At 64.4% G+C, this 14,296-nt stretch carries 12 protein-coding genes; 5 read left to right on the forward strand and 7 right to left on the reverse strand.

Going from position 1 to position 14,296, the window contains the following annotated elements:
• The first annotated feature begins 504 nt into the window (after window positions 1-504).
• Window positions 505-2,382, forward strand: coding sequence for an ABC transporter ATP-binding protein (locus BXE_RS15735; protein ID WP_011489261.1), 1,878 nt, complete (start codon window positions 505-507; stop codon window positions 2,380-2,382).
• A gap of 134 nt (window positions 2,383-2,516) precedes the next feature.
• Here the strand turns inward: BXE_RS15735 and BXE_RS15740 are convergent, their stop codons facing one another.
• The 3 genes from BXE_RS15740 to BXE_RS15750 form a co-directional block, all read right to left on the reverse strand.
• Window positions 2,517-2,981, reverse strand: a complete 465-nt coding sequence (locus BXE_RS15740; RefSeq protein WP_011489262.1) for a DUF2214 family protein — start codon at window positions 2,979-2,981, stop codon at window positions 2,517-2,519.
• A 151-nt stretch (window positions 2,982-3,132) separates the two neighbouring features.
• The gene (locus BXE_RS15745; RefSeq protein WP_038458656.1) at window positions 3,133-3,987 is read right to left on the reverse strand and encodes a hypothetical protein; all 855 of its coding nucleotides are present in this window, start codon (window positions 3,985-3,987) and stop codon (window positions 3,133-3,135) included.
• Between the two features lie 254 nt (window positions 3,988-4,241).
• On the reverse strand, window positions 4,242-5,306 hold the full coding sequence (locus BXE_RS15750) for a glycosyltransferase family 4 protein (protein ID WP_011489264.1): 1,065 nt from the start codon (window positions 5,304-5,306) through the stop codon (window positions 4,242-4,244).
• A gap of 655 nt (window positions 5,307-5,961) precedes the next feature.
• On the opposite strand from BXE_RS15750, the gene BXE_RS15755 reads away from it, so the two are divergent.
• The gene (locus BXE_RS15755) at window positions 5,962-7,833 is read left to right on the forward strand and encodes an ABC transporter ATP-binding protein (protein WP_011489266.1); all 1,872 of its coding nucleotides are present in this window, start codon (window positions 5,962-5,964) and stop codon (window positions 7,831-7,833) included.
• Window positions 7,834-7,952: 119 nt separating this feature from the next.
• Here BXE_RS15755 and otsA read toward each other — a convergent pair whose 3' ends face one another.
• Together otsA and otsB are read right to left on the reverse strand one after the other, a co-directional pair.
• Entirely contained in the window at window positions 7,953-9,413 is a 1,461-nt protein-coding gene (gene otsA, locus BXE_RS15760; RefSeq protein ID WP_011489267.1) for an alpha,alpha-trehalose-phosphate synthase (UDP-forming), read from the reverse strand.
• 55 nt (window positions 9,414-9,468) lie between these two features.
• Complete coding sequence (gene otsB, locus BXE_RS15765; RefSeq protein ID WP_038457563.1) at window positions 9,469-10,218, reverse strand: trehalose-phosphatase; 750 nt, start codon at window positions 10,216-10,218, stop codon at window positions 9,469-9,471.
• Between the two features lie 472 nt (window positions 10,219-10,690).
• Here otsB and BXE_RS15770 point away from each other — a divergent pair, with 472 nt between their 5' ends.
• From BXE_RS15770 to BXE_RS15780, 3 genes are read left to right on the forward strand one after another with little or no spacing between them, the layout of a single operon-like run.
• Window positions 10,691-11,260: an SCO family protein gene (locus BXE_RS15770; RefSeq protein WP_038458652.1), complete on the forward strand. Its 570-nt coding sequence runs from the start codon at window positions 10,691-10,693 to the stop codon at window positions 11,258-11,260.
• 18 nt (window positions 11,261-11,278) lie between these two features.
• Window positions 11,279-11,740 (forward strand): copper chaperone PCu(A)C, encoded by a 462-nt coding sequence (locus BXE_RS15775; protein ID WP_011489270.1) that lies wholly within the window; start codon window positions 11,279-11,281, stop codon window positions 11,738-11,740.
• Between the two features lie 9 nt (window positions 11,741-11,749).
• Window positions 11,750-12,634 carry a cytochrome c oxidase assembly protein gene (locus tag BXE_RS15780; protein ID WP_011489271.1) on the forward strand — a complete coding sequence of 295 codons (885 nt, stop codon included), beginning with the start codon at window positions 11,750-11,752 and terminating at the stop codon, window positions 12,632-12,634.
• An 86-nt stretch (window positions 12,635-12,720) separates the two neighbouring features.
• Here BXE_RS15780 and BXE_RS15785 read toward each other — a convergent pair whose 3' ends face one another.
• Both BXE_RS15785 and BXE_RS15790 read right to left on the reverse strand, forming a co-directional pair.
• Window positions 12,721-13,233, reverse strand: a complete 513-nt coding sequence (locus tag BXE_RS15785) for a GNAT family N-acetyltransferase (RefSeq protein WP_011489272.1) — start codon at window positions 13,231-13,233, stop codon at window positions 12,721-12,723.
• A 99-nt stretch (window positions 13,234-13,332) separates the two neighbouring features.
• Window positions 13,333-14,091 (reverse strand): TraB/GumN family protein, encoded by a 759-nt coding sequence (locus tag BXE_RS15790; RefSeq protein WP_038457560.1) that lies wholly within the window; start codon window positions 14,089-14,091, stop codon window positions 13,333-13,335.
• Between the last annotated feature and the right edge of the window lie 205 nt (window positions 14,092-14,296).

The following is a 14,296-nucleotide window of genomic DNA, read 5'->3' on the forward strand; positions in this document are numbered from 1 at the left end:
TTTGCTGTTGTGGCCTGTTGCGGCACGCCGAAAACCGTACGGAATGCCAGGTAGATTGCGGTTATCCGCCACGGAGCGCCCAGGCGTTCGCTTCGTTTCGGTTGATTCGCACCGACCAGTTCGATGCATCGTCATGCGCGCAGGCGTCGCGCTTTGTCGTCAATACCGAATCTTCGTACGTTTGCGGGCGCCAAATACTGCTGATATAGTTGCTGCTCGGGCATTCGCCCCGTCCTTTTTCTTCACCTCATTCGACCACAGGGAGGCGCCACATGTTTGCAATGCGTATCGCCGCCCCTGGCATGGTCTCGCGAGCGTTGCCGCGACCTTAAGCCGTTCGGGTCGCCCATTCGCTGCACGCGGTTCAGCCTGAAAAGGCGCTCCGCGCAATTCCCAGACAGTCCGCAGTTCTATCGCCAAAGCATATCGGCGCGTTCTGACTGTCTCGTCCTTTCGCTTCTGACTGGAACCTCGGTGCGCTCATGCGCCACCGGGTCGTGGCAAATGACCAGAAAAAAACTCGACTTTCGCGGACAGGCCTTCAAGGACGTCCTCGGCTTTACCTTCCGTCACTGGGCGCAGCAGCCCTGGCGCATCGTCGTCATCACGGCGCTGGTGCTGCTCTCCGCATTGGCCGACGTGCTCACGCCGATGTTCGCGGGACACCTCGTCGACGCCATCGCGTCCGGCGCGGCCAGCAACGCCGTTGCGTGGCGCGCGGCGGTGACGGCTTTCTGCGTGCTGGGCGCGCTCGGTCTCGGCGCCACGCTGCTGCGGCAAGGCGTGTACTTCAACATCATCCGGCTCACGCTCAGGATGATGAGCGAAATCGCCGCGAACGCGTTTCATCGCGTGCAGCGTTTTTCGACCGACTGGCACGCCAACAGCTTCGCCGGTTCCACGGTGCGCAAGATCACGCGCGGCATGTGGGCGCTCGACCTGCTCAACGACACGCTGCTGATCGCGCTGTTCCCGTCGCTCGTCATGCTGGTCGGCGCCACGGTCCTGCTCGGCTGGCGCTGGCCGATGATGGGCGCGGTCGTCGGCATCGGCTCGCTGCTCTATATCGCGGTGACGGCGGCTATGTCGCTCGGTTTCGTGGCGCCGGCCGCGCGGCTCGCGAATGCGTGGGACACGCGCATGGGCGGCGCGCTCGCCGACGCGGTCAGCTGCAACGGCGTGGTCAAGGCGTTCGGCGCGGAAGATCGCGAAGAGGCGCTGCTCGCGCGCGTGATCGGCAAGTGGCGGCACCGCACGCGCCGCACGTGGATGCGCGGCACGATCAACGGCGGCGTCCAGGGCGGCATGCTGGTAGCGATCCAGGCCGCGATTCTCGGCGCGGCGCTGCTGTTGTGGGCGCGCGGCGAAGCGAGCGTCGGCGACATCACGTTCGCGCTGACCATGTTCTTCATGCTGCAAGGCTATCTGCGCGACGTGGGCATGCATATCCGCAACCTGCAACGCTCGGTCAACGACATGGAGGAACTGGTGTCGCTGGAAAGCCAGCCGCTCGGTATCGAGGACCCGCCCGGCGCGGGCCCGATCGCGATCGGCAAAGGCGAGATCCGCTTCGAGCACGTCACCTTCCATTACGGAACGAACGGCCAGCCGCTCTACGACAACTTCTCCGTGCGCATTGCGCCGGGCGAACGCGTTGGACTGGTCGGGCATTCGGGTTCCGGGAAGACCACGTTCATCAAGCTGATCCAGCGGCTCTATGACATTTCGGAAGGCCGGATCACGATCGACGGTCAGGACATCGCCAAAGTGCGGCAGGCGTCGTTGCGCAGCCAGATCGCGATCGTTCAGCAGGAGCCGGTGCTGTTTCACCGCTCGCTCGCCGAGAACATCGCGTATGCGCGGCCCGGCGCGAGCCGCGCCGAGATCGAGCACGCCGCCAGGCTCGCGAGCGCGCACGATTTCATCGCCGCGCTGCCCAATGGCTACGACACGCTGGTCGGTGAACGCGGCGTCAAACTGTCGGGCGGCGAACGCCAACGCGTGGCCATCGCGCGGGCGTTTCTCGCCGACGCGCCGATCCTGATTCTGGACGAAGCGACGTCGAGTCTCGACAGCGAAAGCGAAGTGCTGATCCAGCAGGCTATGGAACGGCTGATGATGGGCCGCACCACGCTGGTGGTCGCGCACCGTCTTTCCACCGTGCGTGCGCTGGACCGGTTACTGGTGCTGGATAAAGGCAAGGTGATCGAGGAAGGCAGCCACGAGGCGCTGATCAGACTCGAGAACGGCCTCTATCGCCGGTTGTTCGAGCGGCAGGCACTAGAGCTCATCAAGGGGCTGGGCGAGCCGGAATTCGCGCATCACACCTCACGGCCGGGCGCGAACCGCATGGACGATTCCAGCTTGCTGGTCGGGAAGTAAATGACGCCGGGTGTGCGGGACGTCAGCTGGAAACCGCCGGTATGCGCCGGCGGCTTCCGGCGGCATTGCGCCGCTAACTTTTCAGGCGGTCGATAACGACGCGCGCGCCGTCCGAACGCCCGGGCACTCCCCCGCTACACCACACCCGCAGGCAGCCCGACGCCACGCGCCATGCCGGTGGCGGCAAACACTATCAGCACCATCAATATGGTCTGGATCACGCTAAAGCGTGCATAGGAACGCGCCTTGTGCAGATCGGGCGCGGCGCCTTTCCTGATTGCGGCCCGCCAGCGCATCAGCGCGAGCATCGACGGAATCTCGAGGATGATAATGACCGCCAGCAGCGTCATCTTGAGATGAAACAGCGGCTCGTGAAGGTAGTAGTCGGCGCCCTTTTCGAAGCCGCCGAAAGCGCGCATCAACCCGGTGACGATCAGCACCAGTGCCGAGATGCCCCACCCCGTATCCGCGCGGAAAACGGATCGCAACGCGGCGGGCACAGTGGCGCGGCGTAGGGCCCACGTGCGCCGCAGAATCGACGCGAGCGCGAAGCCATAGGCAAGCAGATGGATGGCGGCAAGCAACCAGCGAACCAGCATGGCGACTCCTGCAAAGGACGCAATACGATCGTTGTATGTCTCACTCGCCCGCGCTGAAGCAACGGGCGCCATGACTTCATTATCGACTACGGTTCAATTTACAACGCCTGCTTCGGGCACGGGGTGTGGCTAACTGCACAAACCGGCAGATTCAGACCTGCTGCAACGACGTGTCGAGCGCGCGGGCGGCGACCCGATCGCCTTCGGTGGTCAGCGCCGTGCGGAATACGGTTTGCCGGTTGTGGCCCGCCGCGGCCGGCGAATCCCACAGCAACTCGATTTTCGGACGGCGGCCGAAAGCGCCGCGCGCCAGCGAAGGCGCGGCTGCCGCCCCTACCGAGGCGCCCGCGCCACCCGCCTCACCCACCGCGCCGAACGCCACTGCGGGCGTGGGTGTCGGCGTCGAACGCGCGCCTTGAGCCACGGCCCAGCGCACGGACAATTCGCGCGCGTCGTACTGCCCCACTTTGCGGCGCTCCGCCCACACGATCACCGTTCGCGTGACCGGATCTAGCGAGACCGCATAGCGGCCGATCGCAAAGCGGCGCGCGGCGATATTGGTCCGCCACAGCGCGCGCGGCCGGCAGATCCACAACACGGCCGCATACAGCGCCGGCGCAACCAGCAGCCAGCCATTGGAAGCCGCCACCGCGTTGGCGGCGCGGCGCCAGCCGGCGCTCGCCGTGAACGCGCCGACCGACCACACCGCAAACAGAAAACCGAGGAAAGCGAACAGACGCAATGCCTGTCGCAGCCATTGCGGCAGCGGATGAAACGGACGCTCGGCCACGGCACGCGCGCCCGGCAGGAAAATCAGAAGGAACAGAAAGACGAGGTTGATGCACGCCCACGGCGAAGACACCATAGCCAGCAGCGATGCGCCCGCATCCATCTGCGCCATCGAAAACAGCCAGCGGGCGAGGAGCACGAGACCGATGGCGCGTAACGCGAAAATCGTTCCGGCGCCGGGCGCCGCGTTCGCACGCGTCTCTTTCGTTCTCGCCAAGGCATCCTCCTGTCGTCGGCGGCGCCGCAGCCAAATTTGCGGCACGGCCATTATAGGGATATTACGGAGAGTGGCTCATTCTTACCGGTCGAAACTCCGCAGTTTCGTCCGTTGATTGGGGAAAACGCGGCGCGCTTGCAACAACGCCCCGTAGCCGGATGGCACACGGGGCGTTGCGGGCGGTTGGCGGAACGCCGCGAAGCGCTCCTCGAACCGGATTGACTCTCTATCTGTTGCGCATCAGACGGCGTCGCTTAACCGGCGTTGACTTCGCGCAGCACGGTGCGATGCTTCTGACGCAGCAGTTCTTCGTACGTGGCGACGTAGTTCCGCGCCATGACCTTCGACGAGAAGCGCGACTCGAACGCCTTGCGCACGTTGGCGCGCGGCAGCGTGTGCAGACGCTTCAACGCGGCGACCGCGCTGATCTCGTCTTCGACGACGAAGCCCGACACGCCGTTTTCGATCACTTCCGGCACCGAACCGCGGTTGAACGCGATCACCGGCGTTCCGCACGCCATCGCTTCGATCATGACCAGACCAAAGGGCTCCGGCCAGTCGATCGGGAACACCAGTGCATGCGCGTTGCCGAGGAACTCACGCTTTTCGGCTTCGCCGATTTCGCCGATGTACTCGACGTGCGGGAGCGCCATCAGCGGCTTGATCACTTCTTCGTAATAGGCGCGGTCGGCCTTGTCGATCTTGGCGGCGACCTTCAGCTTCATGCCTGCCTGGCCGGCGATGCGGATCGCGCGGTCGAGGCCCTTCTCCGGCGAAACGCGGCCGAGGAAAGCGAGGTAGCCCGGCTCGACGTTCGGGATCGGCGTGAGCACGTTCTCCGGCAGGCCGTGATAAACGGTTTGCAGCCAGTTTGCCTGCGGCAGCGGAATGCGCTGGTTGTCCGAAATCGACACCACCGGCACGTCGCTGAACGTGTTGAAGATCGGCTGCAGTTCCGGCAGGTCGAGACGGCCGTGCAGCGTGGTCAGGAACGGCACCGGCTGGCGGGCGAACAGCGAGAACGGATAGTAGTCGATGTGGAAATGCAGTACATCGAATTCGTCCGCGCGGCGGCGCACTTCTTCGAGCAGCAGCATGTGCGGCGCCATTACGTCGCGGATGGTCGGGTCGAGGCGCAGCGCCTGCGGCCAGAAGGCTTCGAGTTTTGCCGAGGTTTGCGAATCGCCGCTCGCAAAGAGCGTGACGTCGTGGCCCTGCTCGACCAGAGCTTCGGTCAGATAGGACACCACTCGTTCCGTACCGCCATACAGCTTGGGAGGAACCGCCTCGTGCAACGGAGCGATTTGAGCGATTCGCATAATGAAGAACTCCTCGTAAAAAATCAGGCAAAGGTACTGCGTTTGGTAAAAGCGACTCGCTTGCTCGCCAGGGCAGTCTGGCCGGACTTGCCGGCGCGGGCCTGATTCTTTCGAGAAATCCTGCGATGGATCGCTTGGGTCGTGAGCCCAGACCGGCGGTCACCGTCTGCGCATGTGCCGGTAAACGCACACATGACACCTACGTTGACAAACTGTCAGAAATTTCGGTGGGCCTACAGAGCATGCATTATCGATGCCGGCCGTTCTGCTGCACCACAACATTTCAAAGTCTTTACGTTGTTACAAAGGCGAAACACTTTGCAAACCCTTGTTTTCTAAGACAGTTCTACAGTGGCAACTGGCTTGCGGTCAGCAACCGCCCACCTGGCGCCGTCAACTCCCGCGGCGACTTTGCCGGCAAGCGTTGAAAAAATGCCGCATCGCGGTTGAATGCAATTTGTAATTATATCCTGAAATGGTTGCGCGACCTGCGTCACCCTGACCCGCTGGCGGGCAGGGCAACAGCAGCTCGCGAACATCTATCGCGAAATCATCGCGCCAAGGCCCGGATACACAGGGCGCAATCGCTTTTGCATGTTTACAATGCGAAGCATCGGCTTCGCGGCGAACCTTTTTCACATGGCCCGCGCTTTGCATGCACAACCCCGAACCCATCGACCTTCACGATCAATTGGAACATTTAACCGTCGCCCAGCGTAATGCCCAGGACGCAAAGCTCGCGAGCTATGCGCACCGGCCGCTCGCGTTTCTTTTCCGCTTTATCCGCCGCCATCCGCTCGCGCACGCGATCGTCCTGTGCAGCGTGTTCGCGGCCGTGGGCTGTGCGCTCGCTTCTCAATATGCGATCAAGCATCTGATCGACGTGCTCGGCGAAGGCCGGCATCATCCCGGTCCGCTGTGGGGCGCGTTCGCCATCCTCGTCGCCCTGATCGCCGCGGACAATCTGCTGTGGCGTGTCGGCGGCTGGGTTGCCGCGCATACGTTCGTCGCTGTGACCGGCGACCTGCGGCGCGACCTGTTCCAGTATCTGAGCGGACATTCGCCGACCTATTACTCCGAGAAGCAGCCAGGCATGCTCGCGAGCCGGATCACGGCCACCTCGAACGCGGTCTACACAGCGGAGAACACCACCGCCTGGAACGTGCTGCCGCCGTGCATTGCGGTGCTCGGCGCGATCGTCATGATCATCGCGGTGAATCCGCTGATGGCCGGCGGCCTGATGCTGTGCTCGGCGATTCTGTCGGTCGTGCTGTACAAGCTGGCCGGCCGCGGCTCGGCGCGTCATCACCATTTCGCCACCAGGGCCGCTTCGGTGGACGGCGAGCTGGTCGACGTGATCAGCAACATGGGCCTCGTGCGCGCGTTCGGCATGACGTTTCGCGAGCAGCAGCGGTTCGGCGCCACGGTCAAGGCCGAGATGGACGCGCGCCAGCAAAGCCTGCTGTATCTGGAAAAGCTGCGCCTGCTGCATGCCGTGATCACCGCGCTGCTGTCGGCGGGCTTGCTGGGCTGGGCGCTGTGGCTGTGGGATCAGGGCAAGGCGACCTCGGGCGACATCGTGCTGGTCAGTTCGCTCGGCTTCACGATCCTGCACGGCACGCGCGATCTGGCCGTGGCGCTCGTCGACGTCACGCAGCACGTGGCGCGTCTCGCGGAAGCCGTGCGTACGCTGCTCGAGCCGCACGGCATGCCGGACCGGGACGACGCGACCGAACTCGTGCCGCAGGGCGGCCGCATCGATTTCGAAAGCGTGACGTTCGCCTATCCGCGCCGGCGCCCGATTCTCGACCATTTCGACCTACATATCGAACCGGGCCAGCGGGTCGGCCTGATCGGCAAGTCGGGCGCGGGCAAATCCACGGTGCTCGCCCTGCTGCAGCGTTTCTACGAGACGCAGGGCGGCGCGATCAGGATCGACGGCCAGGACATCGGCATGGTCACGCAGGACAGCCTGCGCCACGCCATCGCGGTGGTGCCGCAGGACATCTCGCTGTTCCATCGCACGGTGTACGAGAACATCGCCTACGGGCGTCCGGAGGCGACCCGCGAAGAAGTGCTCGCCGCCGCGCGCGAGGCGCGTTGCTCGGATTTCATCGAGGCCATGCCGGAGGGCTACGACACGATCGTCGGCGATCGCGGCGTGAAGCTGTCCGGCGGGCAGCGTCAGCGGATCGCCATTGCCCGCGCGATCCTGAAGAACGCGCCGATCCTGCTGCTCGACGAAGCGACCTCGGCACTCGACAGCGCGTCGGAAGAAGCCATTCAGAAGGCGCTCGACCGGCTGATGGTCGGCCGCACCGTGGTCGCGATTGCGCACCGCCTGTCGACGCTGAACAACTTCGACCGGATCATCGTGATGAGCGCCGGCAAGGTGATCGATGACGGCAGCCCGGAAGAGCTGCGCCAGCGCCCGGGCCTGTACCGCGATCTGCTCTCCAAGCAGTATGGCAAGGGCACGACGCTGCACATCGGCGGCAAGAAGGTCGACGAACAGCACGTGGTCTGAGCCCGCGCGCGGCGTACTTCGAGCCGCTGTCCCGGCACGTCGTCCCGGCACCAAAGGAAAAGCCGCTTCAAAAGCGGCTTTTCTGTTTTTACACGCCACGCCCCTCGGCCCGTATGGACCTACCCGGCCTGCGTTTCGCGCGCCGCCTTTTTCCCCGCCACTGCGCGCGCCTTCCCATTCCGGGTGCCCTTTGCACCAGCGACGCCCTGCAGATCGCGCATGAAGTTATCGCGCCACACCGACACATTGTTCTCGCGCAACTGCACCATCATGTCGCGATGACGCGCCTGACGCTCCGCGAGCGGCATGTCGAGCGCCCGTGCGAGCGCCTCGGCCATGCCGTCGATGTCGACCGGATTGACGATCAGCGCGCCGTCCAGTTCCTGCGCGGCGCCGGCAAAGCGTGACAGCACGAGCACGCCGGGATTCTCCGGATCCTGCGCCGATACGTACTCCTTGGCGACGAGGTTCATGCCGTCACGCAACGGCGTGACATAGCCGACATGCGCGGTGCGGAACAGCGCGGCCAGCACCGAGCGCTCGTATTGCTTGTGGATGTAGAGAATCGGCGTCCAGTCCAGTTCGGCGAAGCGCCCGTTGATGCGCCCCGACTCCCCTTCGAGCTGCAAGCGGATGTCCTGGTATGCGTGCATGTCGGCGCGCGTCGGCGGCGCGATCTGCAGGAACGACACCTTGTTGCGTTGCGCGGTCGAGTGTTCGAGCAGACGCTCGAAGGCGCGAAAACGCTCGACCAGCCCCTTCGAGTAATCGAGCCGGTCCACGCTCATGATCAGCTTGCGCGAGTGCAGCGTCGCCTTCATCGTGCGCACCGGTTTGCCGCGCTCGCCCGCTTTCGCGAGTTCGGCGATCTCGTCCGGATAGACGCCGATCGGATAAGCTGCCGCCCGCAGCGTGCGGCCGAACGCGTGGATCGTCAGCGGACCGCTTGCCGATGGGTCGGCGGTGCCGTTCGCCTCATTGACGATGTAGTCGCAGAACGCGCGCAAATCCGGCGCAGTCTGGAAGCCGAGCAGATCGAACGAACACAGCGCTTCGACAAGTTCGCGATGCGGCGGCACTGCCAGCAGCACCTGGGAAGCCGGAAACGGAATGTGCAGAAAAAAGCCGATGCGATTCTTCACGCCCGCCGCACGCAGCGCCTGCGCAAATGGAATCAGGTGATAGTCGTGAACCCAGATCACATCGTCTTCGCGCAACAGCGGCACGAGTTGTTGCGCGAGCCAGGCATTGACGCGCCAGTAGCCCTCGAAGTCGTGCCGGTCGTATTGCAGCAGGTCGGCGCGATAGTGGAACGCGGGCCACAGCGTCGCGTTCGAGAAGCCACGGTAGTACTGATCGTAATCGCGGCGCATCAGCGCGATCGTCGCGAAGGTCACCGGGCCGCGCTCTTCGACCTTGATCTGCGGCTGGCCCGAACTGAGCACGTCGCCGCTCCAGCCGAACCACATGCCGCCGGTTTCCTTCAGTGCGTCGTACACGCCGACCGCCAGACCACCCGCCGCCGGGCCGCCCTCCGAGATCGGCGCAACCCGGTTCGATACGATGATCAGTCGGCCCATGAAGCACGATTCCCGATGCGGTTTGTTATAGGTTCTGAGCAATGCGGCATGGCCATCATGCCGCGCGCGCGGCCGCGACGATCGATGCCAGCCAGTCGAGCAGCGCCGGGACCGAGTCGATGCGCGTTCGCGCCATCGTCTCGCCCGGGCCGACCTTGATCGACAGCCCGCCGCGTTCGTTGACGACGGCGAAGCCTTTCTCGTCGGTCAGATCGTCGCCGGCAAAGACCGGCTGGCGGCCGACGAAAGGCGGCTCGTCGAGAAAGGCGCGCAGCGCGCGGCCCTTGTCGACATCTTTCGGTTTGATTTCGTAGACCATCTTGCCCGGCTGCAACACGTAGGCGCCGGCGTAATCGGCGACCAGCCGGCTGGTTGCCTCGCGCGCCACCGGCTCGCGGTCCGGCGCATTCCGGTAGTGCAGCGCCACGGCCGCGCCCTTGATCTCGAGCAGCATGCCGGGGTTTTCGTTGACCACTTGCGCGAGCACCTGCTCCATGCGCAGGAGCCGCTCGTCATGAAAGCCGATGCGTTGCGTGTCGCCGTTCGCGTCACGCCGTTCGGCGCCGTGCAGACCGGCAATCGGCAGATCGGGAATACCCAGAAAACTGTCGATGCTGTCGATCCCACGCCCCGACACCACCGCGACGGCACCGTTCGTCAGGCTGCGCAACTCGCTCAGCAAGTCGATCACGCGAGGTTGCACCAGCACGCCGTCCGGCGTGGGAGCGAGTTCGACGAGTGTGCCGTCGAAATCGAAGAAAAATGCCGTCTCGCCTGGAGACAGAACAGCCGGGAGTGCTTGCATCGGTTGGTTATGCCTTTCAGCCTTGTGCGGCCGGAAAAGTGTGCGCATCTTACCGCGCATCCGTCAATTTTTCGAGAAAGTAAGGCTGGACACAAGCCCAGCCGGGCGCCACCCGCATGCACCGCCGTCGATTGCGTTCAAAATGACAACAATCAAGCTTCATGCAGCTTTCAGCCGCCTGCGGCAAATTGCCTCGCAAACGCGCGCCCGCGGGCGCGGCGCGACGCCGCGACCGATTTTGCGCTACAGTCGCAGCCACACAGATCATTGCCGTTACGACCATATTTGCACACTATGACGGCCCGCGCGTTGCGCGCAAATCGAGCCGCGCCGTTCACGGTCGCACGGGCGCCGCAATTCAATCGAGTAACTGAACGCCGCTTTGTTCCCGATCTTCTCATCCAGCTATTCGCCGACGCACCCCGCAACCCCACGCGGGCTGCGGCCCGCGCGCCTGTTTGCGTTGACGCTCATGCTGGGCGCACTCACGGCGCTTGCCGGCTGCACGCATCGGCAGGAAACATGGCAGTTGACCAATGTGACCGGCCACCTGCCGGATCTCGATTTCACGTTGACCGGCGACGACGGCCGCGCCGTCAACGGCGCTTCGTTCAAAGGCCGCACCTCGCTCGTCTATTTCGGCTACACGCACTGCCCGGATGTCTGTCCTGAGACGATGGGCCGGTTGATGCAGGTGCTCGGCAAGCTCGGCCCCGACGCGCAGAAGGTGCGCATTCTGTTCGTCACCGTCGATCCCGCGCGCGACACGGCGCAAGCGTTGCACGATTACGTCGGCGCCTTCGACCCGAAACACGCCGAAGGGCTGACCGGCACCGACCGGCAGATCGAGTCGCTCGCCAAGCGGTACCGCGTCGCCTATCAGATGGAAAAACGCGACCCGCACGGCAACTACGAAGTCACCCACAGTTCCGCCGTCTACGTGTTCGACAGCCAGGGCCACGCGCGCCTGCTGGCCACCGACCACGACACGCCCGATGCGATCGCGGAAGACCTGCGACGTATCATTGAAGACCGTTCCTGACCTTTCCCGAGTTCATTCATGTCGATCAAGATCAAAACGTTCGCTGCATTGAGTTGTGCCCTCGCCCTCTCGTTCGGTGTCGCAACGGCCGCGCAAGCCGCGGGCGCCAACGCGGTCAGCGCGAACAACGCGTGGGTGCGCTGGCTGCCCAACAACCTGCCCGCCGCCGGTTATGTGACGCTCGTCAACGCGGGCGACAAACCGGTCGACCTCGTCGACATCTCCAGCAACGACTATGGCGACGCGATGCTGCATCAGACCGTGTCGAACGGTTCGTCGCAGAAAATGGTGATGGTCGACAAGCTGACGGTGCCGGCGCACGGCCAGGTCGCAATCGCGCCCGGCGGCTACCACGTCATGCTCGAAGATGCGAAGCACAAGATCGCGCCTGGCGACACCGTGCATCTCACGCTCAAGTTCTCCGACGGCGAAACACTCGACACGCCGTTCGCCGTCAAGTCGCCGGCGCAGACCAAGTAATCTGCCGCGATGAATCTGCTCTACTGGCTCGATCCCTGGGAGTTTTCGCCGACCGTCGTGATCGCCTTGCTGGTGCCGGCGATCCTCTTCGTGCGCGGTGCGCGCAAGGCGAAGGTGTCGCTCGCGCGGCGTCTGTCTTTCTGGTTCGGGCTAGTGGCGTTGTATGTCGCGTTGCATACGCGGCTCGACTATTTCTTCGAGCATGAGTTTTTCATGCATCGCGCGCAGCACCTGGTGCTGCATCACCTCGGGCCGTTCTTTATTGCGCTGTCGTATCCGGGCGCCGCGTTGCGCGCGGGCATTCCGTTCAGCTGGCGGCAACGCTTCGTGCGGCCCGCCCTGGAGACGCCGGTCGTGCGCAAGCTGCTCGACGTGGTAATGCATCCGGTGGTCGCGGTGACATTGTTCGTCGGGCTGATCTACTTCTGGTTGATGTCGCCGATTCATTTCGTGGCGATGCTCGACTGGCGGCTGTATCGCGTGATGAACTGGAGCATGGTGATCGACGGCCTGCTGTTCTGGTGGCTCGTGCTCGATCCGCGTCCCGCGCCGCCGGCGCGTCTGTCGCCGGGCAAGCGCGTGCTGGTGGTGATCGCCGCGATTCCGCCGCAGATCATTCTCGGCGCCTTCATCTTCTTCACGCCGCACGAGTTGTATCCGATCTACTCGATCTGCGGCCGCGCATTTACATGGTTGAGCCCGATGCGCGATCAGCAGATCGGCGGGCTGTTGCTGTGGATTCCGGGTTCGATGATGAGCGTGATCGGCGCACTATTGGCCTTGCGCCACTGGATGCGGCTATCGGCACGCGGCCGCCTGCGCGGCGAACGGCGTGCGAAGGCGGCGCACGCAATCGCGAGCGCCGCTTCGACGCCCGCTGGCCACCGCGGCTGATATCCGGCGGTCCGCAACGATCGACGCTTGCGGCAAGCCCGGCGCGCCCGCGCCGAGGCCGCTATGGCCGGCGCTGTTTCGCCGCTTCAGGCCGAACGCATCCAGATATGCGGGATGCCGTCTTCTTCGTGGACTTCCGACACCGGCGCAAAGCCGAACGCACCGTAAAACCCTTGCAGATGGGCCTGCGCGTGCAAACGGATCGGCGTGCCAGGCCATTGCGCGCGAATGTGCGTAAGCGAGCGTTCGAGCATCGCATTGCCCAGACCGATGCCGCGGAACTCCGCGGTCGTAAGTACCCGGCCGATGCGAATGTCCGTGTCGTCCGCATCGTCTGTATCAGGCAGCAGCACGCGCAGATAACCCGCGAGCGGCGGCTGTTTTTCACCGGGACCACCGGGACCATAGGCCAGCAGATGCCACGCGTCCGTATCGAGCCCGTCGATATCGCCATACACGCAGTTCTGCTCGACGACGAACACCGCGCTGCGCGCGCCCAGCATCGTGTAAACCTCCAGGCTCGTGAGGTCGTCGAAGGATTTCCAGCGCCAATCGAGTTGCGCCAGCCGCGTGGCGGCGCTTTGCTGTGGTTCGGTCATGACAACGTTTTTCTATAGAAAGGAGCGCACCGCACACACCGCGGTGATGCGAGATTATGCCGCACACGACCCGTTTCCGACCGCGCTGCGACGCGCCTGTCATGGATGGGCAAAGACCGGCTCGACGGGCCGCGCGAGACATTCGATCAGGTTGCCGGGTCCGCACAAATGCAGCGCGCCGACGACCACCAACGTGCGTTCCGGCCGTGTGAGCCACTCGGCCAGGCGCGCGGCCCAGGCGCGATTGCGCGCGTCGAGAATCGCGTGCCGGATGCCGGGCAGATTGAACATCGGCGATTCGACGGCGATGCGGTGCACGGCGGGCAGATCGCCTTCCAGCCAGGCCGCATGCATGCGCTCGAGCGTGCGCTGCGGTTCGTCGAGATCGGCCATCAGCAGGCCGAGCGCTGCGCCGAGCGCATCGAGCGGGATCGAATCGAGCGCCGCCGCCACCTCCTGCGCGGTCTCGAGATACCGATACGGTTTGGCCTGCGCGATCGCCGAGCGCAACATGCGCGGCTCGACACCTTCGACGACGTGCTGGAACAGCGTCGGCGCGACGATCAGCGCGGCCCACGGACGCAGATCGACGAGCGGCGCCAGCGGGCCTTCAACAGGCCACGCGGCTTGAAGCTGCTGCCATGCGTCGGCGGATAGCAGCGGCTGCAACCGGGCGGCGCCGTCTTGCCCGGCGGCCTTCAGCAACGGGAGAATCGTCGGCGGATCGGACTCGAAGACGAGCGCTTCGGCCCAGTCATACGCTTCAGCGATCCACGGCGGCGTTCTGCGACTGGTCGCGGGAAAGAGATGCATCGAGCCAAGCACGCGAACGTGAGTGCCGGTGAGTTGTAGGTACATGCAACCTCGGGGGTGGACAGGCAATGACACAGAAAAGCAGGCGCGCTGCTCAATCGAACAATTGAGGTGCCGCGCGTGCGCGCGGTGACGGGCGCGAGCCCACCATAGTCCCACCCGAGGCTGTGCGTCAACGCCACGTGCAAATGCGCTCAAGCGGCCGCGGCCAGCGCGCGGACAATGTCCCGCATGGACATCTCCAACCAGG

This window comes from Paraburkholderia xenovorans LB400, from assembly GCF_000013645.1.
GTDB classification, from domain to species: domain Bacteria; phylum Pseudomonadota; class Gammaproteobacteria; order Burkholderiales; family Burkholderiaceae; genus Paraburkholderia; species Paraburkholderia xenovorans.